At 61.5% G+C, this 22,932-nt stretch carries 21 protein-coding genes and 1 pseudogene; 10 read left to right on the forward strand and 12 right to left on the reverse strand.

Annotated features, from left to right (window positions below; all coding sequences use genetic code 11):
• Window positions 1-113 precede the first annotated feature (113 nt).
• A pseudogene (locus J1G18_RS21880) lies at window positions 114-302 on the forward strand (short-chain dehydrogenase); the annotation flags it as partial.
• 100 nt (window positions 303-402) lie between these two features.
• Here J1G18_RS21880 and J1G18_RS21885 read toward each other — a convergent pair.
• Window positions 403-1,284, reverse strand: coding sequence for a LysR family transcriptional regulator (locus J1G18_RS21885; protein ID WP_223008443.1), 882 nt, complete (start codon window positions 1,282-1,284; stop codon window positions 403-405).
• Window positions 1,285-1,393: 109 nt separating this feature from the next.
• On the opposite strand from J1G18_RS21885, the gene J1G18_RS21890 reads away from it, so the two are divergent.
• Together J1G18_RS21890 and J1G18_RS21895 are read left to right on the forward strand one after the other, a co-directional pair.
• On the forward strand, window positions 1,394-2,764 hold the full coding sequence (locus J1G18_RS21890) for an MFS transporter (RefSeq protein WP_223008444.1): 1,371 nt from the start codon (window positions 1,394-1,396) through the stop codon (window positions 2,762-2,764).
• Window positions 2,761-3,159 carry a DUF4440 domain-containing protein gene (locus J1G18_RS21895; protein WP_135294997.1) on the forward strand — a complete coding sequence of 133 codons (399 nt, stop codon included), beginning with the start codon at window positions 2,761-2,763 and terminating at the stop codon, window positions 3,157-3,159. Before J1G18_RS21890 ends, J1G18_RS21895 begins: the two co-directional genes overlap by 4 nt.
• 129 nt (window positions 3,160-3,288) lie before the next feature.
• On the opposite strand, the gene J1G18_RS21900 is transcribed toward J1G18_RS21895, so the two are convergent.
• The 4 genes from J1G18_RS21900 to J1G18_RS21915 form a co-directional block, all read right to left on the reverse strand.
• Entirely contained in the window at window positions 3,289-4,155 is an 867-nt protein-coding gene (locus J1G18_RS21900) for an HlyD family secretion protein (RefSeq protein ID WP_027610912.1), read from the reverse strand.
• A 10-nt stretch (window positions 4,156-4,165) separates the two neighbouring features.
• Complete coding sequence (locus J1G18_RS21905; RefSeq protein ID WP_003221811.1) at window positions 4,166-4,366, reverse strand: DUF1656 domain-containing protein; 201 nt, start codon at window positions 4,364-4,366, stop codon at window positions 4,166-4,168.
• On the reverse strand, window positions 4,356-6,548 hold the full coding sequence (locus J1G18_RS21910; protein ID WP_223008445.1) for an FUSC family protein: 2,193 nt from the start codon (window positions 6,546-6,548) through the stop codon (window positions 4,356-4,358). Before J1G18_RS21910 ends, J1G18_RS21905 begins: the two co-directional genes overlap by 11 nt.
• Before the next feature lie 236 nt (window positions 6,549-6,784).
• Window positions 6,785-8,284 (reverse strand): efflux transporter outer membrane subunit, encoded by a 1,500-nt coding sequence (locus J1G18_RS21915; protein WP_223008446.1) that lies wholly within the window; start codon window positions 8,282-8,284, stop codon window positions 6,785-6,787.
• Window positions 8,285-8,559: 275 nt separating this feature from the next.
• Between J1G18_RS21915 and J1G18_RS21920 the strand changes: the two genes are divergently transcribed.
• The 4 genes from J1G18_RS21920 (at window position 8,560) to J1G18_RS21935 (ending at window position 12,681) form a co-directional block, all read left to right on the forward strand.
• Complete coding sequence (locus J1G18_RS21920; RefSeq protein WP_223008447.1) at window positions 8,560-9,528, forward strand: LysR family transcriptional regulator; 969 nt, start codon at window positions 8,560-8,562, stop codon at window positions 9,526-9,528.
• A gap of 382 nt (window positions 9,529-9,910) precedes the next feature.
• Window positions 9,911-10,285, forward strand: coding sequence for a DUF6124 family protein (locus tag J1G18_RS21925; protein WP_097090429.1), 375 nt, complete (start codon window positions 9,911-9,913; stop codon window positions 10,283-10,285).
• A gap of 763 nt (window positions 10,286-11,048) precedes the next feature.
• Window positions 11,049-12,023: a 2-hydroxyacid dehydrogenase gene (locus J1G18_RS21930; RefSeq protein ID WP_223008448.1), complete on the forward strand. Its 975-nt coding sequence runs from the start codon at window positions 11,049-11,051 to the stop codon at window positions 12,021-12,023.
• A gap of 148 nt (window positions 12,024-12,171) precedes the next feature.
• The gene (locus J1G18_RS21935; protein WP_210558926.1) at window positions 12,172-12,681 is read left to right on the forward strand and encodes a DUF2165 family protein; all 510 of its coding nucleotides are present in this window, start codon (window positions 12,172-12,174) and stop codon (window positions 12,679-12,681) included.
• Between the two features lie 19 nt (window positions 12,682-12,700).
• Here the strand turns inward: J1G18_RS21935 and J1G18_RS21940 are convergent, their stop codons facing one another.
• Window positions 12,701-13,603 (reverse strand): DMT family transporter, encoded by a 903-nt coding sequence (locus tag J1G18_RS21940; protein WP_134785470.1) that lies wholly within the window; start codon window positions 13,601-13,603, stop codon window positions 12,701-12,703.
• A gap of 254 nt (window positions 13,604-13,857) precedes the next feature.
• Between J1G18_RS21940 and J1G18_RS21945 the strand changes: the two genes are divergently transcribed.
• The gene (locus J1G18_RS21945; RefSeq protein WP_027610904.1) at window positions 13,858-14,733 is read left to right on the forward strand and encodes a helix-turn-helix domain-containing protein; all 876 of its coding nucleotides are present in this window, start codon (window positions 13,858-13,860) and stop codon (window positions 14,731-14,733) included.
• A gap of 143 nt (window positions 14,734-14,876) precedes the next feature.
• On the opposite strand, the gene J1G18_RS21950 is transcribed toward J1G18_RS21945, so the two are convergent.
• From J1G18_RS21950 to J1G18_RS21975, 6 genes are all read right to left on the reverse strand, one after another.
• Complete coding sequence (locus tag J1G18_RS21950; RefSeq protein WP_115988177.1) at window positions 14,877-17,306, reverse strand: TonB-dependent siderophore receptor; 2,430 nt, start codon at window positions 17,304-17,306, stop codon at window positions 14,877-14,879.
• A 214-nt stretch (window positions 17,307-17,520) separates the two neighbouring features.
• Window positions 17,521-18,510, reverse strand: coding sequence for a FecR family protein (locus J1G18_RS21955; RefSeq protein ID WP_223008449.1), 990 nt, complete (start codon window positions 18,508-18,510; stop codon window positions 17,521-17,523).
• On the reverse strand, window positions 18,507-19,073 hold the full coding sequence (locus tag J1G18_RS21960; RefSeq protein ID WP_223008450.1) for an RNA polymerase sigma factor: 567 nt from the start codon (window positions 19,071-19,073) through the stop codon (window positions 18,507-18,509). Before J1G18_RS21960 ends, J1G18_RS21955 begins: the two co-directional genes overlap by 4 nt.
• A gap of 1 nt (window position 19,074) precedes the next feature.
• Window positions 19,075-19,401 (reverse strand): DUF3325 domain-containing protein, encoded by a 327-nt coding sequence (locus J1G18_RS21965; protein WP_097090424.1) that lies wholly within the window; start codon window positions 19,399-19,401, stop codon window positions 19,075-19,077.
• On the reverse strand, window positions 19,401-20,984 hold the full coding sequence (locus tag J1G18_RS21970; protein WP_223008451.1) for a PepSY-associated TM helix domain-containing protein: 1,584 nt from the start codon (window positions 20,982-20,984) through the stop codon (window positions 19,401-19,403). Before J1G18_RS21970 ends, J1G18_RS21965 begins: the two co-directional genes overlap by 1 nt.
• Window positions 20,981-21,286 carry a DUF3649 domain-containing protein gene (locus J1G18_RS21975; protein ID WP_007967542.1) on the reverse strand — a complete coding sequence of 102 codons (306 nt, stop codon included), beginning with the start codon at window positions 21,284-21,286 and terminating at the stop codon, window positions 20,981-20,983. The genes J1G18_RS21970 and J1G18_RS21975 overlap by 4 nt, the downstream gene beginning before the upstream one ends.
• 178 nt (window positions 21,287-21,464) lie before the next feature.
• Between J1G18_RS21975 and J1G18_RS21980 the strand changes: the two genes are divergently transcribed.
• Together J1G18_RS21980 and J1G18_RS21985 are read left to right on the forward strand one after the other, a co-directional pair.
• Entirely contained in the window at window positions 21,465-21,953 is a 489-nt protein-coding gene (locus J1G18_RS21980) for a sigma-70 family RNA polymerase sigma factor (protein WP_223008452.1), read from the forward strand.
• On the forward strand, window positions 21,950-22,882 hold the full coding sequence (locus tag J1G18_RS21985; RefSeq protein ID WP_098967268.1) for a DUF4880 domain-containing protein: 933 nt from the start codon (window positions 21,950-21,952) through the stop codon (window positions 22,880-22,882). The genes J1G18_RS21980 and J1G18_RS21985 overlap by 4 nt, the downstream gene beginning before the upstream one ends.
• The last annotated feature ends 50 nt before the right edge of the window (window positions 22,883-22,932 follow it).

Here is a 22,932-nt window from a genome sequence, read left to right on the forward strand (position 1 = left end):
ATTGCTGGAGTCGACGTTGATGAAGCGGTTCGGCTTGCGTGGGAAGCTCTGAGACCGGGTTGACGCTTTCGCGAGCAAGCCCGCTCCCACAGCAGAATGCATTCCAAATGTGGGAGGAGAAATCGACGCCGGCCAGTGAGTTTGCGGCTGAGTTGCTCAAAGCGGTGCAGCAGAACACGCCGCCACGCTTGATCCGCATTGGTAATGGCAGCCGCGCGTTGCCATTGCTGGCGACGTTATTGCCCAAGGGATTGCTGGAGTCGACGTTGATGAAGCGGTTCGGCTTGCGTGGGAAGCTCTGAGACCGGGTTGACGCTTTCGCGAGCAAGCCCGCTCCCACAAGAGAATGCATTCCAAATGTGGGAGCGGGCTTGCTCGCGAAGGGGCCAGATCAGCCAGCATTCAGCCCCAGCCCTTCATGAAATCAATAAACGCCCGTACCTTCAGCGGCAGATGCCGGGTATCCGGGTACAGCGCATAAACACCCTGCTGGGCAAAGCGATAATCGGCCAGCAACCGCACCAATCGCCCCGCCTGCAGATCCTCCTGAATCAGCCACTGCGGCAAAATCGCCACGCCTTGGCCAGTCAGCGCAAACGCCCTGAGCGTCGCCGAGTTGTCGGCGACGATGGCGGTGGTCCCCGGTTTTGGCTGGTAGACATGCTCACTGCCGGCCGGGTCGGTCACGGTCATTTCCGGAACTCGGCCATGGCCCAGCGTCGGCATCGACTCCAGCGTTGCCAGCGTGGCAACCGGCGCGAAGCGCTCGACCAGTTGCGGCGCCGCCACCGCAAACACTTCGAACCTCGACAACTGCACCGCGCGCAGATTGGAGTCGTGCATGCGTCCCAGACGGATCGCCATGTCGAAGCGCTCGGAGATCAGATCGGCGTGGGTCGAGGACGTCGACAAGTGAATGTTCAGTTGCGGCTGTTGCTGGCGAAACACCTCCAGCGCCGGCACCACCTGCGCCAAGGCAAATTCCACGGTGGTGGTGATGCGCAACGTGCCCTTGAGTTGCGAATGCTCGGAGCGCGCCTCCTCGATCGCCAGTCGCGCTTCGTCGAGGGTGCGCAGGCAGCGCCGATAGAAGCGCTCGCCGGCATCGGTCAGGGCCAGTTGCCGGGTGTTGCGTGTGAGCAAAGTGACGCCCAGTTCTTCTTCCAGGCGCTTGAGATTGAAGCTCACCACCGCACGGGTCTGGCCCATGGTATCGGCGGCAGCCGTCAACGACCCGGCCTCGACCACGGCTTTGAAAGTGTCAAAACGGTCCAGACTGACCATATCCAGCGCACTCCCTGTCAAAATTATTTTGACAAACTAGCAGGCAAACCAGCGTTTTCCTAACGCCTGAAGCGCACTACCCTGCGCGTCTCATTACAGGGAAGCTGCCATGGCCTATCGCTCGAAAGTCGCGCTGGTGTATCTGTTCGGGTTCGCCCTCGACCTGCTGAACATGTTCGCCGCGAGCATCGCCTACCCGGACATCGCCCGGGAATTACAGGCCTCGGTGACGCAATTGGCGTGGATCACCAACGCCTACATGCTCGGGCTGACACTGATCATTCCGCTGAGCGTGTGGCTCGCGGCGCGGCTGGGCGAACGGCGGCTGATTCTCGGTTCGCTTTTGCTGTTCGGCATCGCTTCCGGTCTGGTGGCCCAGGCCGGGTCGATTGAAAGCCTGATCGGCTGGCGTTTGCTGCAAGGCCTCGGTGGCGGCTTGTTGCTGCCGATCGGTCAGGCCCTGGCTTATCGGCAGTATCCAGCGACGCAACGCGCGCACCTTACCGGCGTAGTGCTGATGGTCGCGCTGATGGTGCCAGCCCTGTCGCCGGCGGCGGGCGGCCTGATCGTCGAGGCGTTGTCATGGCGCTGGATTTTCTACCTGAACATGCCGCTGGCGCTGCTCGCGTTCGGCCTGGGTCTGCTGTGGTTGCAAGCGGATCAACCCGGCACGGAACGCCCGACACTGGATCTGCGCGGCCTGCTGCTAGCGGTGGCAGCCCTGACTCTGTTGTTGATTGCCGTGAGCCTGGCGAGCGCCGCCGCTACCCGACACCTCGCCGGCGGAGTTCTGCTGCTCGGCGTCCTGACCTTATGGCTGTACCTGCGTGATGGCTGGCACAAACCCGACGCGGTGCTCGACCTGCAACTGCTCAAGAGTCCGTCACTGCGTTTGGCAATGCTGATCTACCTGTTCGTGCCCGGGGTGTTTACCGGCACCAACATGATTGCCGTGTTGTACCTGCACGACCTCGGTTTCGGCGCCGCGCAGACCGGTGCGTTGATGCTGTCCTGGGCGGCCGCATCGGGGGTGGCGATCATGCTCGGCAAACGCAGTTTCAACCGCATTGGCCCCAAACCGCTGCTGATCACCGGGATGCTTTTGCAGTGCCTGGGGATTGTCCTGCTGATGCGCATCGAACAACCCGCCGCCACGCCGCTGATCATTGCCTATGCCTTGATGGGACTGGGCGGCAGCCTGTGCAGCGTCACCGCGCAGAGCCTGGCATTTGTCGGCATCGCGCCGGAAAAAATGGGCCACTCCAGCGCTCTGTGGAACATCAATCGCCAGCTCGGTTTCTGTCTTGGCGCCGCGTTGCTCAGTTCGCTGTTGGGCGCACTGGGCGGCAACGGATTCAAATACTGCTTTGTCGCGGCGGCCTTGCTCACCTTGTTGCCCATGATAGCCGTGCTGCGTTTCGACGCCTCCACAGTGCTCGCCCTGCTGAGCCCACCTCCCCTTCAGGAAAAATCCACATGACTGACTACAACGAATATTTTGATGAAGTGATCCAGGCCCACCTGGTGATCGAACGCTGGTTTGCCGTGGAGCAGGATTCAGCCGAAATGGAGCGCTTGCTGAGCCGGTTCTCGGCGGATTTTTCCATGGTCACGCCGCTGGGCCGGGCGCTGGATATCGAAGCCTTGCGTGCGCTGTTTCACGCGGCGGGCGGGAAGAAGCCCGGGTTCAGGATCGAGCTCAGTGAGCTGCGCGGGATTGCGCTGCATGCGCATGGCGCGACGCTGAGTTATCGCGAGCAGCAGAGCGATGCGAGCGGGTTGCGCACCGATCGCCGGTCGACGGTGGTGTTTGAAAAGACCGAGGCCGGGCGGGTGCTGTGGCGGCATTTGCAGGAGACGTTTTGCGCTGAGTGATTACTCGGTTTTGGTCTGAAAGACCGGGTTGTCCTTATCGCGAGCAGGCTCACTCCTACAAGGAATCTTCGGTGTGGCAGAGATCCAGTGTAGGAGTGAGCCTGCTCGCGATTCAGTCGGCGCGGTCTGTCAGTTATCCACAGACTCTTGCTTCACCACCACCGTGCAAGTAATCCCCGCCGCCAACAACACACCCTCCGGCACTTCGTCGATGTGAATGCGCACCGGCACCCGCTGCGCCAGACGCACCCAGTTGAACGTCGGGTTCACATCGGCGATCAGCTCGCGGCTTTCCGGGTTGTCGCGGTCGTAGATGCCGCGGGAAATGCTCTCCACGTGGCCCTTCAACACTTCGCCGCTCATCAGTTGCATGTCGGCTTTGTCGCCTACGCGCACATGCGGCAGCTTGGTCTCTTCGAAGAAGCCGTAGACCCAGAACGAGTTCATGTCGACCACGGCCATTTTCGCTTCGCCGATGCGCGCGTAGTCGCCGCGATGCACGTTGAGGTTGGTCACGTAGCCGTCCACCGCCGCGCGCACTTCGGTGCGTTTCAGGTTGAGTTCGGCGGCTTCCAGTTGCGCTTGTGCGTGTTGGTAATCGGCGAGTGCGGCGTCGGCGATGTTGCTGGCGTCGTCGCGGTTTTCCTTGGAGATCACCAGGTTGTCGAGGTCGGCGCGACGATGCGCGTTGACCTTGCGCATCTCCCAGGTCGACTTGCGCGACGCGACCAGCGACTGCGCCTGCTTGACCGCGATGCGGTAGTGCTCGGGATCGATCTGCATCAGCAAATCGCCCTTCTTCACCAATTGGTTGTCGCGCACCGGTACGTCGACCACTTCCCCGGTGACGTCGGCGGCGACGTTGATGATGTCCGCCCGCACCCGGCCGTCGCGGGTCCACGGGGTGTTCATGTAGTGCTCCCACAGGGTCCGGCCGATCCACAGTGCCAGGGCCAGCACCAGCAGGGTCGCAAGCAGGCTGAAAAACTTTTTCATCAGAACGTTCTCAACGGTAGACAGTCAGCGCCATGGCGCCGAACAGACAGGTAAACAGACTCAGACGCAGCAGCGCCGGGTGCCAGAAAAAGCGGTACAGGTCGAACCCCGAGAGGAACCGGTCCAAGGCCCAGGCCAGCGCCGCAGCGACAAAAAACATCAGAGTCATGGTCGGCATGTACACGCCGTGGAAGGCGATTTCACGAGGCATGGGCAAGTCCTTCGGGCTTGGCGACGGCATAGGCAGCGAGTGGTGATTGCGGGTCGAGCAACGAGGTGCGGATGAAGTGCAGATAGCTCTTCACCCGGCGTAACGCGGACGTGTCGAAGTGCGGCGCAAACGGCTCGTCGGTCGCGGCGACCCGACTGATCGCGTGATCGACCGCCACCAGTGCGCGCTCCAGATTGCTCGGGTTCGGTTGCAGAAACAGCCGCACCAGCGCCCGGCCCATGACGCGGATCGCCTGACGCCACGGCTGCGATTCTGCATACGCCGGATGCACTGGGAGGATCGCCTGTTCCTTGCGCAATTCGATGATCGCGTGGCCGACTTCGAGCACCACGAACATCCAGCGCAGCAGGTTCTTCTGCACGGTCGGCTGCCCGGCGGCGAGACCATAAGCCTGATGCAGCAGGTCACGAGTACGACTCTCGAAACTCGACGCCAGGCCCTTGAGTTTGCCGCTGATCGCGTACACCACCTGGCCACGCAGATCCTGCTCCAGGCGCTTCCACAACCAGCGGCTGTTGGGCGGCAGAATGATTGCGCCTGCAGCAGCGCAGACCAGCATGCCCATGACCATGGCGATGTAGTCGTTGATGAAGGTGTAAGGGTTGTAAATGGTCAGGTTGTCCGGCACCGAACCGGTGCTGAAGAAGATCAACAGACCGAGACCGACCCCGGCGTATTGCGGTCGCGAAGCGAGGAACGAGCCGAGCACGATCACTGGCGCAAGCATCACGCACAGCAGCGGAAAACCATCGATCCACGGGAAGATGAAAAACATCTCGACGAAGCCGATCAGCGCCCCGAGGAACGTACCGCAGGCCATTTGAAAAGCCATGCGTTTCGGGTTCGGCGTGGCGGCGGACAGGCCCACGGTCGCGGCAGCAATCAGGGTCATGGTCGCACCGCTCGGCCACGCGGTGGCGACCCAATAGCTGCCCAGCACCATCAGGATGAACGAGGCGCGAATCCCCGAAGCCGCAGCGGCCCACCAGTTGGTTTGCGGGGTGAACGGCTCGTCCCAGCGCTCACGTTCGTGGCGGTGATCGGCCAGCGAGGCGTGGGTCTGTGCATAACTGTGCAGGTCGTCGACGAAGCGATAGAGCAGTTCGTATGCAGTGTGGAAATCCAGTTGTTCGGCTTCACTCGGACCGGTTTCCTGAAAGGCTGCACGCAGGCTGCGCACCCGCGCCGGCAGACCTTCCTTGTAGCTCGCCAGTGCCGTGACCAAACGTGCCGCGTCCGGGCTGGTCAAGGCGCGGCCACTGAAGCCGTCGAGTACTTCCGCCAGATCCTGCAGGCCCGGCCTGATCGCGGCCACCACGTGTTCTTCGTCATTCACGCGCAAGCGTTCCAGCAACTGATGCAGCGCGTTGAAGCGCGTGGTAATGCCCATGAACTCGCTGTTCAAACGGCTGAGGCGACCGTTGCGCCGACGCATGTGCGGGTCTTCGAACACGGTGACGCTGCGCAGCCCTTCCAGGCCCACCGCTTCGGCGATGAAACGCACGTTGCTCGCTTCGAACGATTCGGCTTTGCTGCGTCCGCGCAAGCCATCGGTGACGAACAACGCGAACACGCCGAAGCGCTGATACAGCGCGTTGCGCATCGCCGCGCTGGCTGTTTGCGGCAGGATCGCGGCGCTGACCACCGTCGAGCAGAGAATCCCCAGCGAGATTTCCAGCACCCGCCAGACGGCGGCCATGAACGCACCGTCCGGATGCGCCAGCGCCGGCAGGCCGACCATCGCGGCGGTGTAGCCGGCGAGGACAAAACCGTAGGCGCGGAAGTTACGGCAACGCGCCGCACCGGCCGAGCAGATGCCGACCCAAATCGCCAGCGAACCGAGAAACAACTCGGTGTTCTGCGCGAACAGCGAGATCAGCGTAACCATCATCGCCGACCCGGCCAGGGTGCCAAGGAAACGATAGAAACTCTTGGCGAACACCTGGCCGCTCTGCGGCTGCATGACGATGAACACGGTGATCATCGCCGTGCGCGGTTGCGGCAACTCCAGGCGCATCGCCAGCCACAGCGTGAGGAACGCGGCGAGCAATACCTTGAAGATATACACCCAGGTCACGCCATCGCTGCGCGCCCAGTCAAACAAACCCCGACGCCATTCCAGGGAGTAGAGCCAGCGTAGAGGTGCGGGCAAGGGAGTCATTTGGTCTTGCTCAATGATTGAGGACTGAAGAGTCATCTGTGGCAAACATCAATTTTTGTGGTGAACACAAACTCTGTGGTGAGGGGATTTATCCCCGACGGGTTGCACAGCAACCCCAAACAAGGCAATTGAGTTCTCACAGTCAGATTGCACACGCTCGTCTTGGGTCTGCTTCGCAGCCCATCGGGGATAAATCCCCTCACCACAGGTATTAAATTGCCAAAGAGATCGTGTGTTCACCGCAAAAGGGCCGGGGTTTTCGGGGCTGCCGTTTGCTCGGCTGTGGGCACATCATTGCCAGCTCCGAGTCCGCCACCCAACGCCGTCACCAGTTCCGCATGCGCACTCAAGCGCGCCGCCTGCACCTGCTGCTGCACCTGCTGTTGCTTGAACAGCAAGGTCTGCGCATTGAGCACGTTGAGGTAATCGGTGAGGCCACGCTGATAGGCGATCATCGCGATGTCGTAGGTCTTCTGCGCGGTAGCCACCGACTCGGCGGCGAAGGCTTGCTGCTTGTCCATCGACTCGCGACGGATCAACTGGTCGGAGATGTTCTTCAGTGCATTGACCAGCGTCTGGTTGTAATGCGCCACGGCGATGTCATACCCGGCGGACGCTTCGCCCAGCTCACTGCGCAAACGCCCACCGTCGAAGATCGGCAGCGAGATCGCCGGGCCGACGTTGTAGTTGAGTTTCTTGCCAGTCAAAAACTCCAGCGCCCCGCCGCCAGTGGCCATGTAGCCGAGGCTGCCGACCAGATCGACGTTGGGATAAAACCCGGCATGCGCGACATCGATGCCACGTGCCTGCGCCGCCACTTGCCAGCGACTGGCGACCACGTCCGGGCGCTGACCGAGCAACTCGGCGGGCAATGCCGATGGCAGTTTCAACGCAGCACCCAGCGCCAGCGTCGGCCGCTGCAACTGCGCACCGTCGCCCGGGCCTTTGCCGGCCAGCGCGGCGATCTGGTTGCGGCTCAGGGCGATTTCTTCGTCCAGCGCATCCAGTTGCCGATGGGTCTCCGGCAACGGCGTTTCCGCCTGACTGACTTCAAAGTGCGTGCCGATGCCGCCGTCCAGACGCTTCTGCGCCAGATCCAAAATCTGCTGTTGCTGCTTGAGGGTCGCGGCGACGATGTCGCGCTGGGCGTAATGCAGCGACAGCTCGATGTAGGCGCGCACGATATTGTTCTGCAATTCCAGCTGCGCCAGCCGCGCTTCGGCGGCGCTCATGTGCGCCAGATCCACCGCGCGTTCGCTGGCATTGCTTTCCCGCCCCCAGAGGTCGAGGGCGTAGCTGAAACCCAGCGCGGCGTTGTTGTCCCAGGTGGTGGTGTTGGCCAGCTCGCCCGGGCCGTAGAACTGGTCGGTCGGCCAGTTGTGGCGTTTGAGTGTCGACTCGCCATTGATCTGCAACGACTCGGCCGCTTCGGCGACACCGGCCAGCGCCTTGGCCTGCCGCACCCGAGCAGCGGCCATGGCCATGCTCGGACTGCCCTGCACGGCGAGGTCGATCCAGTGATTGAGTTGCGGGTCGCCGTAGGCTTGCCACCATTGTGCGGTGGGCCAGTTGGCGTCACGGGCGGCGTGGGCGATGGCGTCGTCAGTGGCCAGTGCGTCGGCTTCCAATGCCGTGCTATGCGGGGCAATTCCTTGCGTTGAGATGCAGCCGCTGAGACCCAGGGTAAAAGCCAGAACACTGAGCGGCAAAAGCGCTCTGATGATGCGACGCGGCACAGCTGCGAATTCCTGAAAGAGGATAAGGCGGGGATTTGTGCAGGGGTTGCCGCAGGCTGCGATCTTTTGATCTTGATTCCCTTAAAACAAAATCAAAAGATCGCAGCCTGCGGCAGCTCCTACAGGGAGCGGCGCAATTCTAGGTGGGCGCCTTGGTGGCGATAAGCTGGGATTCCTGTGAATCTTTGTTACCGTTAACGAGATAATCCGTTGGTCGGGGGTCTCAGCCCCTGAAACTTCGTGTCACAATTTGCCATCTCCCTTGAGAGCACCCCATGGACACATTGCAAAACATGCGCGCCTTCAGTTGTGTGGCCGAAGCCGGCAGCTTCACCGCCGCCGCCGTGCAACTCGACACCACCACGGCCAACGTCTCGCGCGCGGTCTCCAACCTGGAAGCCCACCTGCAAACCCGCCTGCTCAATCGCACGACCCGGCGCATCGCCCTGACCGAGGCCGGCAAGCGCTACCTGCTGCGCTGCGAACAGATCCTGGCCTATGTCGAAGAAGCCGAAGCCGAGGCCAGCCAGGCCCACGCCCGCCCCGCCGGCCAGTTGAAAGTGCACACCATGACCGGCATCGGCCAGCACTTCGTGATCGACGCCATCGCCCGCTACCGCAAGACCCACCCGGACGTGACCTTCGACCTGACCATGGCCAACCGCGTGCCGGACCTGCTCGACGAGGGCTACGACGTGTCCATCGTGCTCGCCAGCGAACTGCCGGACTCGGGCTTCGTCTCGCAACGCCTGGGCATCACCTACAGCATCGTCTGCGCCTCCCCGGCCTACGTGAAAGTCAACGGCTGCGCGCAAAAACCCGCAGACCTGCTGAACCACGCCTGCCTGCGCCTCGTCAGCCCGGTGATCCCCCTGGAAAAATGGGCCTTCAACGGCCCGGACGGCCAGGAAATGGTCACCATCAACAGCTCGCCGTTCCTGGTGAACTCCGCCGATGCGATGAAAGCCGCGATCATCAGCGGCATGGGCGTCGGCGTCCTGCCGGTCTACGCCGCCATCGAAGGCCTGCGCAACGGCACGCTGGTGCGGATGATGCCCAACTACCGCTCGCAGGAACTCAACCTGTACGCGATCTACCCGTCGCGGCAGTACCTGGATGCGAAGATTAAGACCTGGGTCGAGTATTTGCGCGGGTCACTGCCGGAGATATTGGCGGCGCATCAGGCGGAACTGGCGGCGTATGAGTTGAGTGGGAGCCTCGCCGGAGCCCGCGTCGCCAACTGATTTTCAACATACGGTGTTCACTGTAGGAGCTGCCGCAGGCTGTGATCTTTTGCTCTTGATGTTTAAAAATCAAAAGATCGCAGCCTACGGCAGCTCCTACAGAAGCGGTGATTTGAAGGGAGTTTTCCGACAGGTTTTGACGGTTGTGACTCGGAAGTGGGGTGGATAGGCTCAGGGGGTCGTTGACGAATCAACGACCGGACTTGGTCGTCCGGGTTTAGAATGGCGCACTTTTTAAGCTTGCTTAATGGCGAGCTGTGCGTGGGAGGGCCTTGGCCCTGCCGGGTTTCCATTCCCTGGTCGACCAACCTGCGTACGGTTCGCCACCCTATTGCTTGGTCGCAGTACGTGGCGAACTCCACATCCCGAATGGAGTTCCACCATGATCAAACCCACACCCAATCCGCCCCAAGCCGAAAGCACCTCCCCCTACGAATCCCTCGATTCAAAAAAGCTCCACGACGCCGCCGAGCGTGCACTCGACCATTACCTGAAACCTTCCGCCGCCGCTGTGAGATTCCACAAACCCAGCAGCATGTTCCAGGTCGTCCCCGACATGGACAACGAAAGCCTGCTGGTTCACGCCTGCGAATCACTGGCCTCGGCAAGCATCATGACCAGCGACATTGCGGCCTATGTCGAAAGCCCGCAGCGACAGACGATACTGGCGATCCAGCAAATCATCATGCTGGCCGAGCTGGCGGTGAATCGGGTGCTGGACAACGTGGAAATCAGCCAACCTGCAGCACACAGCTGAGCCATTGTGGGAGCGGGCTTGCTCGCGAAGGCGTCAGCACATCCAACACTTTCGGTGACTGACACACCGCTTTCGCGAGCAAGCCCGCTCCCACAGGGGGATTGGGTGAGTCAGTTAGAGACTGGTCGGCTGTCAGGCCGCCATCGCTGGCAAGCCAGCTTCCACAGGGATTGGGTGAGTCAGTTAGAGAGTGGTCGGCTGTCAGGCCGCCTTCGCTGGCAAGCCCGCTCCCACAGTGGGATTGGGTCAGTCAGTTGGAAACTGGTCGGCTGTCAGGCCGCCATCGCGAGCAGGCTCACTCCTACAGAAAAGCAAAGCAGTCCAGACAGACCGCATGCTCTTCACCACTCAAATGGCCGAGTGTCAGCTCGCCGAAAGCTCTTGATCTTGCCGTGCCGGCCCCATCGGCAGGCTGAGTGGAGGGGTTTATCCGGGGGTAGGCGCGCAGCGCCATGCGGCGAAGCCGCATACATCGAGAGGAGGTGCAGCGAAGCAAACCGGAGGCGATGCCCCCGGATGAACCCCGCAACGAAGGAACCCGAGCCTAAGCGAGGGCCGAACGCAGGGGCCAAGACCTTTGCTTCCTTTGGGGCGTTTGCCAAAGGGAGTCGCTGTAAGAGCGAAACCGCCAGCAGCAGCACCCGAAGCAACGGATATGTCCCCCATCAACCCAAAGCATGGTCGGCCCAGAGGCCGCCAAGACAACCCAAAACAGAAATGTTAGCTTGCTTGGCAATAAAGCCCAGAAGCCGAGCCCATAGCGATGAAAAAAACAGTCCTGGCCTTCAGCCGCATCACCCCACCCTTGATCGAACGCCTGCAACAAGAGTTCGACGTCATCGTCCCCAACCCAAAGAACGGCGACATCAACGCCCAATTCAACGAAGCCCTCCCCCACGCCCACGGCCTGATCGGCGTCGGCCGCAAACTCGGCAAAGCCCAACTCGAAACCGCCACAAAACTCGAAGTAGTCTCCAGCGTCTCCGTCGGCTACGACAACTACGACCTCGACTACTTCAATGAACGCGGGATCATGCTCACCAACACCCCGGACGTGCTCACCGAAAGCACCGCCGACCTCGCCTTCGCCCTGATCATGAGCAGCGCCCGCCGCGTCGCCGAACTCGACGCCTGGACCAAGGCCGGCCAATGGCAGGCCAGCGTCGGCGCACCGTTGTTCGGCTGTGACGTCCACGGCAAAACCCTGGGCATCGTCGGCATGGGCAATATCGGCGCCGCCGTCGCCCGCCGTGGCCATTTCGGCTTCAACATGCCGATTATCTACAGCGGCAACAGCCGCAAGACCGAACTGGAACAGCAACTCGGCGCAGAGTTTCGCAGCCTCGACCAGTTGCTCGCCGAAGCCGACTTCGTCTGCCTGGTGGTGCCGCTCAGCGACAAGACCCGCCACCTGATCAGCCATCGCGAATTGGCGTTGATGAAGCCGGGGGCGATTTTGGTCAACATCTCCCGTGGCCCGGTGGTCGACGAGCCGGCGCTGATCGAAGCCCTGCAAAACAATCGCATCCGTGGCGCCGGACTGGACGTCTACGAGAAAGAACCGCTGGCCGAGTCGCCGCTGTTCCAGTTGAAAAATGCTGTGACATTGCCGCACATCGGCTCCGCCACGAATGAAACGCGCGAAGCCATGGCCGATCGTGCACTGGCCAATCTGCGCAGCGCGCTGCTCGGCGAACGCCCGCAGGACCTGGTCAATCCGCAAGTCTGGCGCGGATAAAAAATGACGGGCAAGTGCAGAACCGCACTTGCCCGTTAGTTGCCGCCCTACACAACTTGAAATTGAACAACAAAGCCAATTTAACAACAGCATTATAAGCTCTGCCTGGCAATCGAATGATCGACCACTGCTATGGAGAGCTAATCCCGTGAACAACCTGACAACCGATAAAGTTATTCGCTACAGCAAAGTTATATTGATGGCTTACATCAGCTTCTTTGGTGTATTGGTGATGATTCACAACTTTACCGACTATGACTCGAACTACACGTACGTGGCTCATATCCTGAGCATGGACACTACCACCGCCAATGAGTCCATAAAATACCGAGCCATCGATTCACCGATGATTCATCACCGGATCTACTGGTTCATCATCACGATGGAAGTAACGTATACGACGTTATGCCTGATAGGCACCTATCAACTCTATCGGCACATCAATGCGCCTGCAGAGGTATTCCATGAGGCAAAAAAGTTCTCGATCATGGGCATACTGGCGGCAATTTTCATTTATTACGTGTGCCTGCAAACCGTGGGGGTGGAATGGTTTGACATGGACACCTCACAATCATGGAATGCCAAGGACTGGGCCCGGCATATCATTGACTTCATATTCCCGGTGATGATTTACATCACCTTGAAAGTCGAGCGCTGATGTTCAGTGATCGTTTGTTTCATACCAACTTCCCCTGCACCGGCGCCACCAGCGTTTTCGGCTTACGAAACACCAAGACATTACCCAGCATCACCAACACCAGCCCGAACAACGCCGGTGCCGTCCACTGATAACCTTCAACAAACGCTGACACGTTCAGTGCCACCACCGGGAACAGCACGGTGCAATACGCCGCACGCTCCGGCCCCATACGTCCGACCAACGTCAGGTACGCGGTGAAGCCGATCACCGAACCGGGGATCACCAGATACAGTAACGCCCCGACGTAACGTGGCGACCACTCCATGTCGAACGCAATGCCATTGACCAGACACCACACCGACAACATCGCCGCCCCGTAGGCCATGCCCCAGGCATTGGTGGTCAAGGGTTTCAAGCCTGCCTTCTGCTGCAGACTCGACAACATATTGCCCGCCGAAAAACACAAGGTGCCACACAGCGCCAGGCCAAGACCAAGCAACGTTTCGGGGCTGGCGTGATGGCCGGCCAGTTCCGGCCAGAACAGCATTCCCAGACCAAACAGGCCGAGCGCCCCGCCCATCAAAACATTGCGCGCGATGCGCTGACCGAAGAATACGCGTGCATTGAGCGCATTCCACAAAGTGGCCGTGGAAAACACCACCGCCACCAGCCCGCTGGGAATCCACTGGCTGGCGGTCAGAAAGCACATGAAGTTGACGCAGAACAGGCACAGCCCCTGCGCCACACAGATCAGATGTCCGCGCCGATTCATCGGCTGCAGCCGCCGACTGAGCAGCAACAGCACGAACAGCACCAGCGCGGCGAGACCGAAGCGATAAACGATCGACACCGGAATCGCCACCACGCCCAGTTGCCATTTCAGGGCAATCCAGGTGGTGCCCCAGATCAGCACGGTCAGCAGATACAGCGAAAGGTTCATGACGAAACTCCTGAGAACACCGGGCACTCTGTGGCAAGCGAGCTTGCTCGCGCTTGAGTGCGCAGCACTCACTGGTGGGTCCGCTGCGCAGCGCGGCGGGAGCAAGCTCCCTCGCCACAGGGTTGTGTTGTATGGAGGTTCAGGGTGCGACAGCAACGATCGGGGCGCTTGCAGATTCTTGCGCTTTTGTCGCTCGACAGGCTGGCAGCGCGAAAGCTACGGAGTAGGATGCAAGGCGTTGGAGAGAACCGAATATGGCCGCTATCGATACCCTGCAAGTCTTCCAAGCCCTCAACCGCTCGCCGAATGCACGCCTGTTGCACAGCGCCGATCTCGGTGACGGCTTGTCTGCGGCCCTGTGGACCAACCACCACGATGCCCAGGAATACGAAACGCCGAGCCACCACACGCTTTCCTGCTACATCGCCGGGGGCACGGGCACCTTTCGTCGTGGCCAACCGGGGCGCAAGGGCGGACCGGACAAGTTGTGCATCCTGCCCGCCGATCACCAATCGGGCTGGGTGATCAACGGCGATCTGCGTCTCGCTCATCTGTATTTCAGCGCCGAACAATTTGCCTTGGGTTGCGTCACGCTGCTGGATCGCGAGCCGCGAGAGATGCAGTTGCGCGAGCAGACCTTTCTGGAAGATCCGCAGCAGGCCCGACGCTTTCGTCAGTTACTGACACTGAATTGGGACGAACCGGCCGAACGCCTGCTGACCAGCAGCATTGCGCATGAATTGATCAGCCATACCCTGCTCAGCCAGGTCGGCGCCCGGCAGGGTGTGCGCCTCAAGGGCGGACTGGCGCCCCATCAGCGGCGGCAACTGGTCGAGTTCATCGACAATCAGTTGGCCGAGCCGATCAGCCTCGGGCAACTGGCCGGATTGTGTGCGCTGTCGGAATACCACTTTGCGCGGATGTTTCGCGTGAGCTTCGGCCTGCCGCCGCATCAGTACGTGCTGGCGCGGCGCTTGAACCGGGCGCGGGAATTGTTGCGCGGCACGGCGTTGCCGCTGGGGGAGATTGCACTGGCGTGCGGGTTTGCCAGTGCCAGTCATTTCACCAACCGGTTTCGGCAGGTGTTGGGTGGGACGCCTGGGGAATATCGGCAGGCATTTTTGCGTTAGAGGCGGGATTTTTATTGCCTGTTCGGGCCTCTTCGCGAGCAAGCCCGCTCCCACAAGGTCTGCGGCCGTTCAAGACGTTTATGTCCGACCGGGGAACCTGTGGGAGCGGGCTTGCTCGCGAAGAACGATGACGCGGTCCTGAATCAGAACTCCAGCGTACTGGAGAGCGAAATCTGCCGCGAATCGCCCATCGACACAAAGAACCGGCTCGCCGCCGAGGTGTAGTAGGTGCGGTCGAACAGGTTCTTCACGTTGAGCTGGAACTTGACCTTCTGCCCTTCGAGTCTGGTGTCGTAAGTGGCAAACGCATCGGCCACGGTGTAGCTCGGCAGGTCGAAATCATTCACCGCATTGCCCGCGCGTTCACCGACATACCGCGCCCCGGCACCGACCCGCAGTTGGTCGCCACCCATCACGCTGCCGAAGTCATACACCGCCGACAATGAACCGCTGTTCTTCGCCACGTTTTGCAAGCGATTGCCTTTGTAGTCCGGGTCTTCGGTGACCTCGGCATCGGTGTAGGCATAGGCGCCGATCAGGCTCCAGCGATCGGTCAACTGCCCGGTCAGGTCCAGTTCCAGACCCCGGGAACGCACTTCGCCAGCCGCGCTGTAAATGGTGGTCGGGCCTTCAGAATTGGAGACCAGCACGTTGCGCTTCTTGATGTCGAACAGCGCGATATTGCCGGTGATGCGCCCCGGCATATCCAGACGCGCACCCAATTCCCACGACTTGGCCTCTTCCGGCGCAATGCTGCCGTCGAGCACGGTGCTGCTGCCGCTGAGCGGGGCGATGGTCGAGTTGGGTTTGAACGATTCGGTGTAGCTGCCGTAGAACGATAATTCGTCGGTGTAGCGATACACCAGACCGGCGCGCGGTACGAATTTCTGCCCGTTGCTGTCGGTGTTGGCCTTGAACGGCACGCCTTTGCCGGCGTACTGGTCGTACTCCTGGAAGCGTCCGCCGGCGACCAGAATCCACTGGTCGTTGAGGTGTATCGAGTCCTGCAGAAACACCGAATCGCTGCGCAGCAGATCGGTCTGCGCGCTGTCCGCCGGGCTGACCGTGGTGCCTTCGACTTCACGGCCATACACCGGATTGACATAGCTGAAGGTGCTCAGGCTTTTCTGGCGGATCAGGTCAGCGCGGTAGATCTTGCGGTACTCATCGTCAACGCCGAACACCAGATCATGTTGCATGCCCAACAGGTTGACTTTGCCTTCGAGGCTGGCGGTGGTGAAACGGTCAGTGCTGATCGCGCCTTGCGTGCCGTCCATGCTGCGGGTCAGCGTGCCTTTTTTGGTGTCGATGGCGGTCACGCGTACCTGGCTGGCGTCGTAGGTTTCGCGGTTCCAGCTGTAGCCAAAATGAGCTTTCCAGTCGTCGTTGAGTTCGTGGTCGGCTTCGAAGTGGTACAGGTCGGAACGGCCTTCCATGTCGTTGAACGGCTCGTCCAGACGCTCGTTGCGCGAGATGTCCAGCGGATGGTTGGTGCGCGGATCGATTACCGTGCCCCGGTCGAACGGGGTGAGAAACTCGCGGTGTTCATAACCGAACGACAGCTGGGTACGCTCGCCGAACCAGGCCAGCGACGGCGCGATCAGCGTCTCGCGGTGAGTGCCGTAGTTGCGCCAGTAATCTTCGTCTTCATGATCCAGCACCAGCCGATAGGCCAGCCCGGATTCGCCCAGCGCCCCGGTGCTGTCGAAGGTGCCACCGCTGCCATTTTTGCCGTCGCCGTAGGTGGAACCGCGCAGGGTCAGGGCGTTGTATTGAGTCAGTTCCGGCTTCTTGCTGACCAGGTTGACCACGCCGCCCGGATCCTGAATGCCGTAGAGCAACGAGGCCGGGCCCTTGAGCACTTCGACCCGATCGACCGTCGCGTTCATGCCACGGCCCTGCACGATCGGCATGCCGTCGCGCATGATCGAGCCATTGCGGTTGTCGCCAAAGCCGCGGGTCATCACCGAGTCTTGCGTGCTGCCCAAGGTGTTGCCCTGGGTGATGCCGCTGACGTTGGCCAGCGCATCGTCGAGATTGCGCGGGGCCTGATCGCGAATGACCTGGGCCGGGATCACGTTGACAGTCTGCGGGATTTCCTGCAGCGAAGCCGAGGAGCGCATCACCGAACTGGTCTGCGGCGGCTGATAGCTCATCGACTCGTCACGCATCGACGTGATGGTGGTCGCGCCAAGATTGAGTGCGCCTGCGGTGGGTTGCGGTTCCAGCGCCAGGGTGTGGCTGTCGGTACGGCGAAAGGTCATGCCGGAACCACTGAGCAGGCGTTGCAGCGCCTGTTCGGCGCTCATCTGGCCGCTGACGGCCGGGGCGTTGAGGCCGTACGGCGCTTCATCGGTGTAGACCACGCTTTGCCCGGTGACGCGGCTGAAGTCGCTCAGAGCCTGGGGCAGTGGTTTGGCGCTCAGGGAGAAACTGAACTGTTTCTGTGTCGGACTGCTGACGGTTTCAGCGGCCAGCGCCACACTCAGCGGCAACAGCGCCAACGCCGAAAAACTCAATGCCGAAACACCCAACCACTGTTTGACCGAACCCGATTTTGCCCTGGACTTCATTGCTCAATGACCTGTGTAGAACCGCAACGGATGCGAATGACTCGCAGTTTCAGTCACTACACGGATGGGGCTGCGGTTTACCTCACCACAAATTTGAAAATATTTTTCGAGAGCAGTGTCGGTAGTTCTGACGCCTTCGCGAGCAAGCCCGCTCCCACATTCTGGAATGCATTCCCCTGTGGGAGCGGGCTTGCTCGCGAAGAGGCCAGTAGACCTAGCGCAAAATAATCAGATGCCCCAGCACCTGATGCTGCTCAAACCCCATCACCCCTTGCAGGGAACTGAGCACCGCCTGCGGATCCTTGCTCGGAAAACTGCCGCTGACCTTGCGCGCTGCCAGTTCATCATTGAGCACAACAATCCGTCCCGGGTAATAGCGCCGCAGATCCTCCACCACATCGGCCAGCGACGCCTTGTAGTAATTCAGCCAGCCTTGACGCCAAGCCAGTTGCGCCTCGCTGTCCACCGCGTGCAGTTTTTCTGCACTGCCCTGCCCGTAAGCCACTTGCTGGCCGGCGGTCAGAATCTGCTGTTGCGCGTTGCGATCCGCCGTCACGCCAACACGCCCGGACAGCACCGTGACTTGCGCACCACCGGGCTGCAGACGCACTTCGAACTGCGTGCCGAGCACCCGCGCCTCGCCCTTCTCCGCCGCGACCACAAACGGATCCCCCGTATGCGCGACACTGAAAAATCCGGCACCGCGACGCAATTGCACATGCCGCTCGCCATGACTGAAATCCACCGCAATGGCACTGTCGGCATCCAGCGTGACTTGCGATTGATCGGCCAGGGTCACGGTGCGGATCTCGCCCGGTGCCGAAACGTAATCGGCACCCAGATCATCGATCCAGCGCTGCGGCTGCCAACCCGTGCCAAGGCTGATCATCAGCATCAGACACGCGGCCATCGCCAGCGCGCCCGACCAGCGCAGCAGCGTTGAACGACGCGGACGATCCATCGCATTGAGGTAGCCCTGCAACGCCAACGCCTCTTCATCGGCCAAGGTACGCGCCGGACTTTCGCTCAACTCCCAGAGCACTTGCGCCTGGGCGTAAGCCTCGGCGTGGGCCGGGTCGGCGCGCAGCCATTGGCTGAAGGTCAGTTGATCGCCGGTGCTCGGGCGGTCGTGCAGCAGGCTCAGCCAAGCGAGCGCGGCCTGCTCCTGAGCAGGCGTCGGGGTGACGCGGTCGGTGACTTTCACGGTGCTTTCCCTGGCAGGCGTGGCGCGGGTTCGCGCAGGCTGGCCTTGCAGGCCTCGAGGGCGCGCATCATATGTTTTTCCACGGCGCTTTGGGACAGGCCCATGGCTTTGGCGATGTCTGCGTATTTGCGGCCGTGGATGCGATTGAGCAGGAAGATCTGCCGGGTGCGTTCGGGCAAGGCGCGCAACGCCGCTTCGACATAGCGCAGATCATTGCCCGCTTCGAGCGCGGCTTGCGGTTCGCTGCCGTGGCTGTCCGGCGCATCCGGTTGCCAACCCTCGTTGACCCGCACCCGCGTGCCTTCGCTGCGCAAGTGATCGATGGCGATGTTGCCGGCGCAGCGCAAAAGGTAGGTGCTGAGTTCTTCGACCTGCACCAGCGGCCGTCGCCAGAAACGCAGAAACAGGTCCTGCACCAGATCCGCTGCCGTGGCCCGGCAACCGACGCGCCGGTTGACCAGCGCCTCCATCTGCGAGCGCTGCGACAGGAACACCTGAAGAAAATGCGCACGCGCGCCGTGCGGCTCGTCGTCGCGGGATTCCGGGGGATGACCGATCAGCATGTCAGACCTGCGCCCAGGCAGCGACCGGACTGGCCAGCAGGCTCAACCCGGCCAGTGCGAGGGCCAGACGTGGGCGATACGGCAGCAACAGCACCAACGCCAAGGCGCTGAGCATGAGCACCGCGAACCAGTCGACCAGACCGAAACTCCAGCCGTGTGCAGCGACTGCCGCCCAAAGCGACAGCCCGAGCAACAGCCAACCGGCGAGTTTCAGACCCCGTGCGCGTCGGGCCGAGGGTTTGTTGCCGAGCAGTTCATCATGGTGCCGAGGCATCGACAGACACAACGCGCTGAACGCGGCATAGCACAGCAACAACGCCAGCAACATCAGCTGACCTCCTGCTCAAGCGCGATCGGTCGCGGCTTTTCGCGGGATGTTTTTTTCACGCTGACTGCGCCGCCGGCACGCTGCATTTTCCATGCGGCCCAGCCGAGGAACAGACCTGCGCCCAGGCACGTCAGATCGAAACCCGCCAGCGTCCAGTCACCTTGCGCCAGCGTTTCGCCGAGATTCCACGGTGTGGTCAAATTGATCAGCGGCGCCGCGATAAACAGCACGGCAGCCAGCGCGAGCTGTTCGACCCAGGCCTTGCGCCCTTTGCGCAGCAACGCATGCACCACACTCAAAGCCCAGGCGATAAAAAACGCATTCACTTCCTGATCGGCGCGCCCGAGCAGATCTGTCGGCAACAGGCGATTGGCCAAAAAGAACACCGCCACCGCCAACACCAGCCCGGCCATGCTGGCGATGTTCAGCACTTCCACCAGACGCAATTCGAACGGCATCACGCCGCTCTTGGCGTGTTTGAGCTGGCGCTTGCCAAGCCAGATCACCAGCCCGGTGCCGATCATCGCGGTACTCGCCAGACCGCAGATGAAATACAGCCAGCGCAACGTCGCCCCAGCGAAGTGGCCCATGTGCAAACCGTAGAACGTGCCGCCGACGGCCATCGCCACTGGCTGCTCCGGGGTGCTGCCGAGGCGCTCGCCGGTGACGCCGTTGAACGTCACCGCGCGACCGAAATCGTGGACGACGCGGTCGCCACGGCGCGACAGCACCACCGAGGCATTCGCGTCCCCCAGGTTGTTCACTGTCAGCCGCGCGGTGCTGCCTCCCGCCCACTGCTCGCTGGCCTTGGCCAGAAGTGGAGCCATCGGGCTCAGCGGCGCCGCCCGGTTGGCTGGCTCAGGGGTCTTCGATGCCGGAAAAACTTCGTCGTAAAAGGTGCGCACGTCGCCGTTATAGGACGCCAGAATGCTCGCCGGCATGACCATCGCCATGAAAATCACCAGGCTGCTGTAGGTGATCATCAAGTGAAACGGCAACACCAGCACGCCGACCGCGTTATGCCCGTCGAGCCATGAACGCTGGCCTTTGCGCGGGCGAAAGGTGAAGAAGTCCTTGAAGATTTTCTTGTGGGTGATGATGCCGGTGATCAGCCCGACGAACATCACCATCGCCGCCATCGTCGCCAGCCAGCGGCCCCATGGATAAGGCATTTGCAGCTGGAAATGGAAGCGATAGAAGAACTCGCCGCCCAGGCTTTCGCGGGCCTGGACTTCACTGCCGGTCTGCGCGTCGAGTGTTCTGGATTCGAACTTGCCGCGCTGGCCCGGTGCGTTCGGCGCCTGCTGCCAGCGCACCGTCAGGCCCGGGTCACGGGCGTCGGGCAAGTCGATCAGCCAGCGCGAGGCGCCGGCGGCGTGTTGCTGCAGGTAACTTTGCGCCAGGGTCAGGCTCGCTTCGGCATTAATCGGCCGCGCGGGAATTTCCGGCTGCATCCAGTGGCTGATCTCATCCTTGAAATAGGCCAGCGTTCCGGTGAGGAAAATCGCAAACAGCAGCCAGCCGAACACCAGCCCCGTCCACGTGTGCAGCCAGGCCATCGACTGACGAAAGCCCTCTTTCATGCGTAACCCAAGCCCCGCGCGGCACCCGACACCGTTGCCAGAATCACGCTGGGCACCAGCAAACCGACCCACGCCGACCACGCCGTGCGGCAAGCGAAGCACCACAGCACCGCGACCAGATAGACCAGAAAGGAAATGGTCATACCGGTCACCACCGCTTCGGCGCGGCTCAACGGCAGCCACATCGTCAACGCGACACTGGCCAGCGCCGCGACCAGATAGCCGCCGAACACCGCCGCCAGCACCCGCGAAGTGACAGCCAGACGATAGGACATGGGAAGTGAGGCGAGTTTGCCTTTCATGTTTCGACCCTGAAACGAAAAAACGTCCGGCCGACAAGCCGAACCAACAGGCGAGCAATATTAATGATAAATATTCTCATACGCAAAAGCATCTGATTGCCGGACACCCTCGCCCGCCCCTACAATGCGAACAGTTCTTGTTCTCTAACGCATCGATCATGCGCCCGGAGTAATACCCTTGCCGTCCGCCCATCCCGTCGAATCGCTCTACCACGACCACCACAGCTGGCTCACCGGCTGGTTGCGGCGCAGACTCGGCTGCCCGGACAGCGCGGCGGATCTGGCTCAGGACACCTTCATCCGCGTGCTCACTGCACGTGAACAATCGGTAATTGTCGAGCCGCGCGCGTTTCTCACCACCCTCGCCAAACGTGTGCTGTTCAATCACTACCGCCGCCAGGACCTGGAACGCGCCTACCTCGACACGCTGGCGCAGATGCCGGAAATGGTTGCGCCATCGGAAGAAGACAAAGCGATCATCCTGCAAACCCTGATCGAGCTGGACCAGCTGCTCGATGGCTTGCCGCGTCTGGTCAAGCGCGCCTTTTTGCTGGCGCAGGTCGATGGCCTGACTTATCCGCAAATCGCCGCCGAGCTGAGCATCTCGGTGGCCACGGTCAAACGTCATCTGCACAAAGCCGCCCTGCGCTGCTATTTCGCCCTATGAACCGCGCTCCGGATTTCTCCGCGCAAGTGGCCGAACAGGCCGTGCACTGGCTGATGGAAATGCAGCAGGGGACGCTCTCCCCGCGTCAGCAACAAGCCTGGCAGCAATGGCTGGACGCCCACAGCGAACATCGTCGCGCGTGGGAGCACATGCAGCGAGTCAACCAGCGCTTGCGCGGCGTGGCGTCGCCATTGGCCCACGCCGCGTTGAACGGGTCGAAGTCTTCCAGTCGACGCCAGACCCTCAAGTTGCTGCTGCTTCTGGGTGCCGGTTCTGCCGTCACCTGGGGCATGCGCGAGCACAATCCGCTGCCGACGCTGCTCGCCGATTACCGCAGTCCGCTGGGGGAGCGCCGCAAGGTTACGCTGGGTGCGGGCAGCCAGTTGCAGCTCAACACCGCGAGCGCAGCGGACGTGGACAGCACGCAACGGCTGATCCGTTTGCTGGAAGGCGAGATCCTCCTAAGCACCGCCCAAGCGTTCGAAGTGCGCACGGCGCAAGGGCTGTTGAAAACCAGTGCTGCCCGACTCAACGTCCGGCAATTTGCCGATCGCACGCAGGTGGCGCTGTTCGAAGGTCAGGTCGAATTGACCCGCCCCGGGCGCGAGCCGATGTGGCTACCCGTTGCCCGTCAGCTGAGTTTCAGCGCCACTTCGGTCAGCGAAGCCAAGCCACTGGACGCCAACAGCGGCGCCTGGGCCGACGGCATGCTGATCGCCGCACACATGCACCTGGGCGATTTTCTTGAAGAGCTCGGCCGCTACCGTCGCGGCCAGTTGCATTGCGATGCGAAGGTGGCCGACCTGCTGATCTCCGGGACCTATCCACTGGACGACAGCGAGCGGATTCTTGATCTGCTGCAAATCAGTCTGCCGGTGAAAGTGCGGCGCTTTACCCGCTATTGGGTCAGCGTCGAGGCCCGGGTTTAAAACAAAACTGTGGCGAGGGAGCTTGCTCCCGCTGGCCTGCGCAGCAGGCC

The organism is Pseudomonas sp. MIS38 (genome assembly GCF_019891575.1).
Taxonomy (GTDB): Bacteria; Pseudomonadota; Gammaproteobacteria; order Pseudomonadales; family Pseudomonadaceae; genus Aquipseudomonas; species Aquipseudomonas putida_A.

Excerpts from the sequence above, each read along its gene's own strand:
- J1G18_RS21895 (WP_135294997.1), top strand. The coding sequence starts at position 2,761 with ATGACTGACTACAACGAATATTTTGATGAAGTGATCCAGGCCCACCTG.
- J1G18_RS21985 (WP_098967268.1), top strand. The coding sequence starts at position 21,950 with ATGAACCGCGCTCCGGATTTCTCCGCGCAAGTGGCCGAACAGGCCGTG.
- J1G18_RS21975 (WP_007967542.1), bottom strand. The coding sequence starts at position 21,286 with ATGAAAGGCAAACTCGCCTCACTTCCCATGTCCTATCGTCTGGCTGTC.
- J1G18_RS21905 (WP_003221811.1), bottom strand. The coding sequence starts at position 4,366 with ATGCCTCGTGAAATCGCCTTCCACGGCGTGTACATGCCGACCATGACT.
- J1G18_RS21970 (WP_223008451.1), bottom strand. The coding sequence starts at position 20,984 with ATGAAAGAGGGCTTTCGTCAGTCGATGGCCTGGCTGCACACGTGGACG.
- J1G18_RS21890 (WP_223008444.1), top strand. The coding sequence starts at position 1,394 with ATGGCCTATCGCTCGAAAGTCGCGCTGGTGTATCTGTTCGGGTTCGCC.
- J1G18_RS21900 (WP_027610912.1), bottom strand. The coding sequence starts at position 4,155 with ATGAAAAAGTTTTTCAGCCTGCTTGCGACCCTGCTGGTGCTGGCCCTG.
- J1G18_RS21950 (WP_115988177.1), bottom strand. The coding sequence starts at position 17,306 with ATGAAGTCCAGGGCAAAATCGGGTTCGGTCAAACAGTGGTTGGGTGTT.
- J1G18_RS21960 (WP_223008450.1), bottom strand. The coding sequence starts at position 19,073 with ATGCTGATCGGTCATCCCCCGGAATCCCGCGACGACGAGCCGCACGGC.
- J1G18_RS21920 (WP_223008447.1), top strand. The coding sequence starts at position 8,560 with ATGGACACATTGCAAAACATGCGCGCCTTCAGTTGTGTGGCCGAAGCC.
- J1G18_RS21940 (WP_134785470.1), bottom strand. The coding sequence starts at position 13,603 with ATGAACCTTTCGCTGTATCTGCTGACCGTGCTGATCTGGGGCACCACC.
- J1G18_RS21930 (WP_223008448.1), top strand. The coding sequence starts at position 11,049 with ATGAAAAAAACAGTCCTGGCCTTCAGCCGCATCACCCCACCCTTGATC.
- J1G18_RS21910 (WP_223008445.1), bottom strand. The coding sequence starts at position 6,548 with ATGACTCCCTTGCCCGCACCTCTACGCTGGCTCTACTCCCTGGAATGG.
- J1G18_RS21945 (WP_027610904.1), top strand. The coding sequence starts at position 13,858 with ATGGCCGCTATCGATACCCTGCAAGTCTTCCAAGCCCTCAACCGCTCG.
- J1G18_RS21965 (WP_097090424.1), bottom strand. The coding sequence starts at position 19,401 with ATGTTGCTGGCGTTGTTGCTGTGCTATGCCGCGTTCAGCGCGTTGTGT.
- J1G18_RS21925 (WP_097090429.1), top strand. The coding sequence starts at position 9,911 with ATGATCAAACCCACACCCAATCCGCCCCAAGCCGAAAGCACCTCCCCC.
- J1G18_RS21885 (WP_223008443.1), bottom strand. The coding sequence starts at position 1,284 with ATGGTCAGTCTGGACCGTTTTGACACTTTCAAAGCCGTGGTCGAGGCC.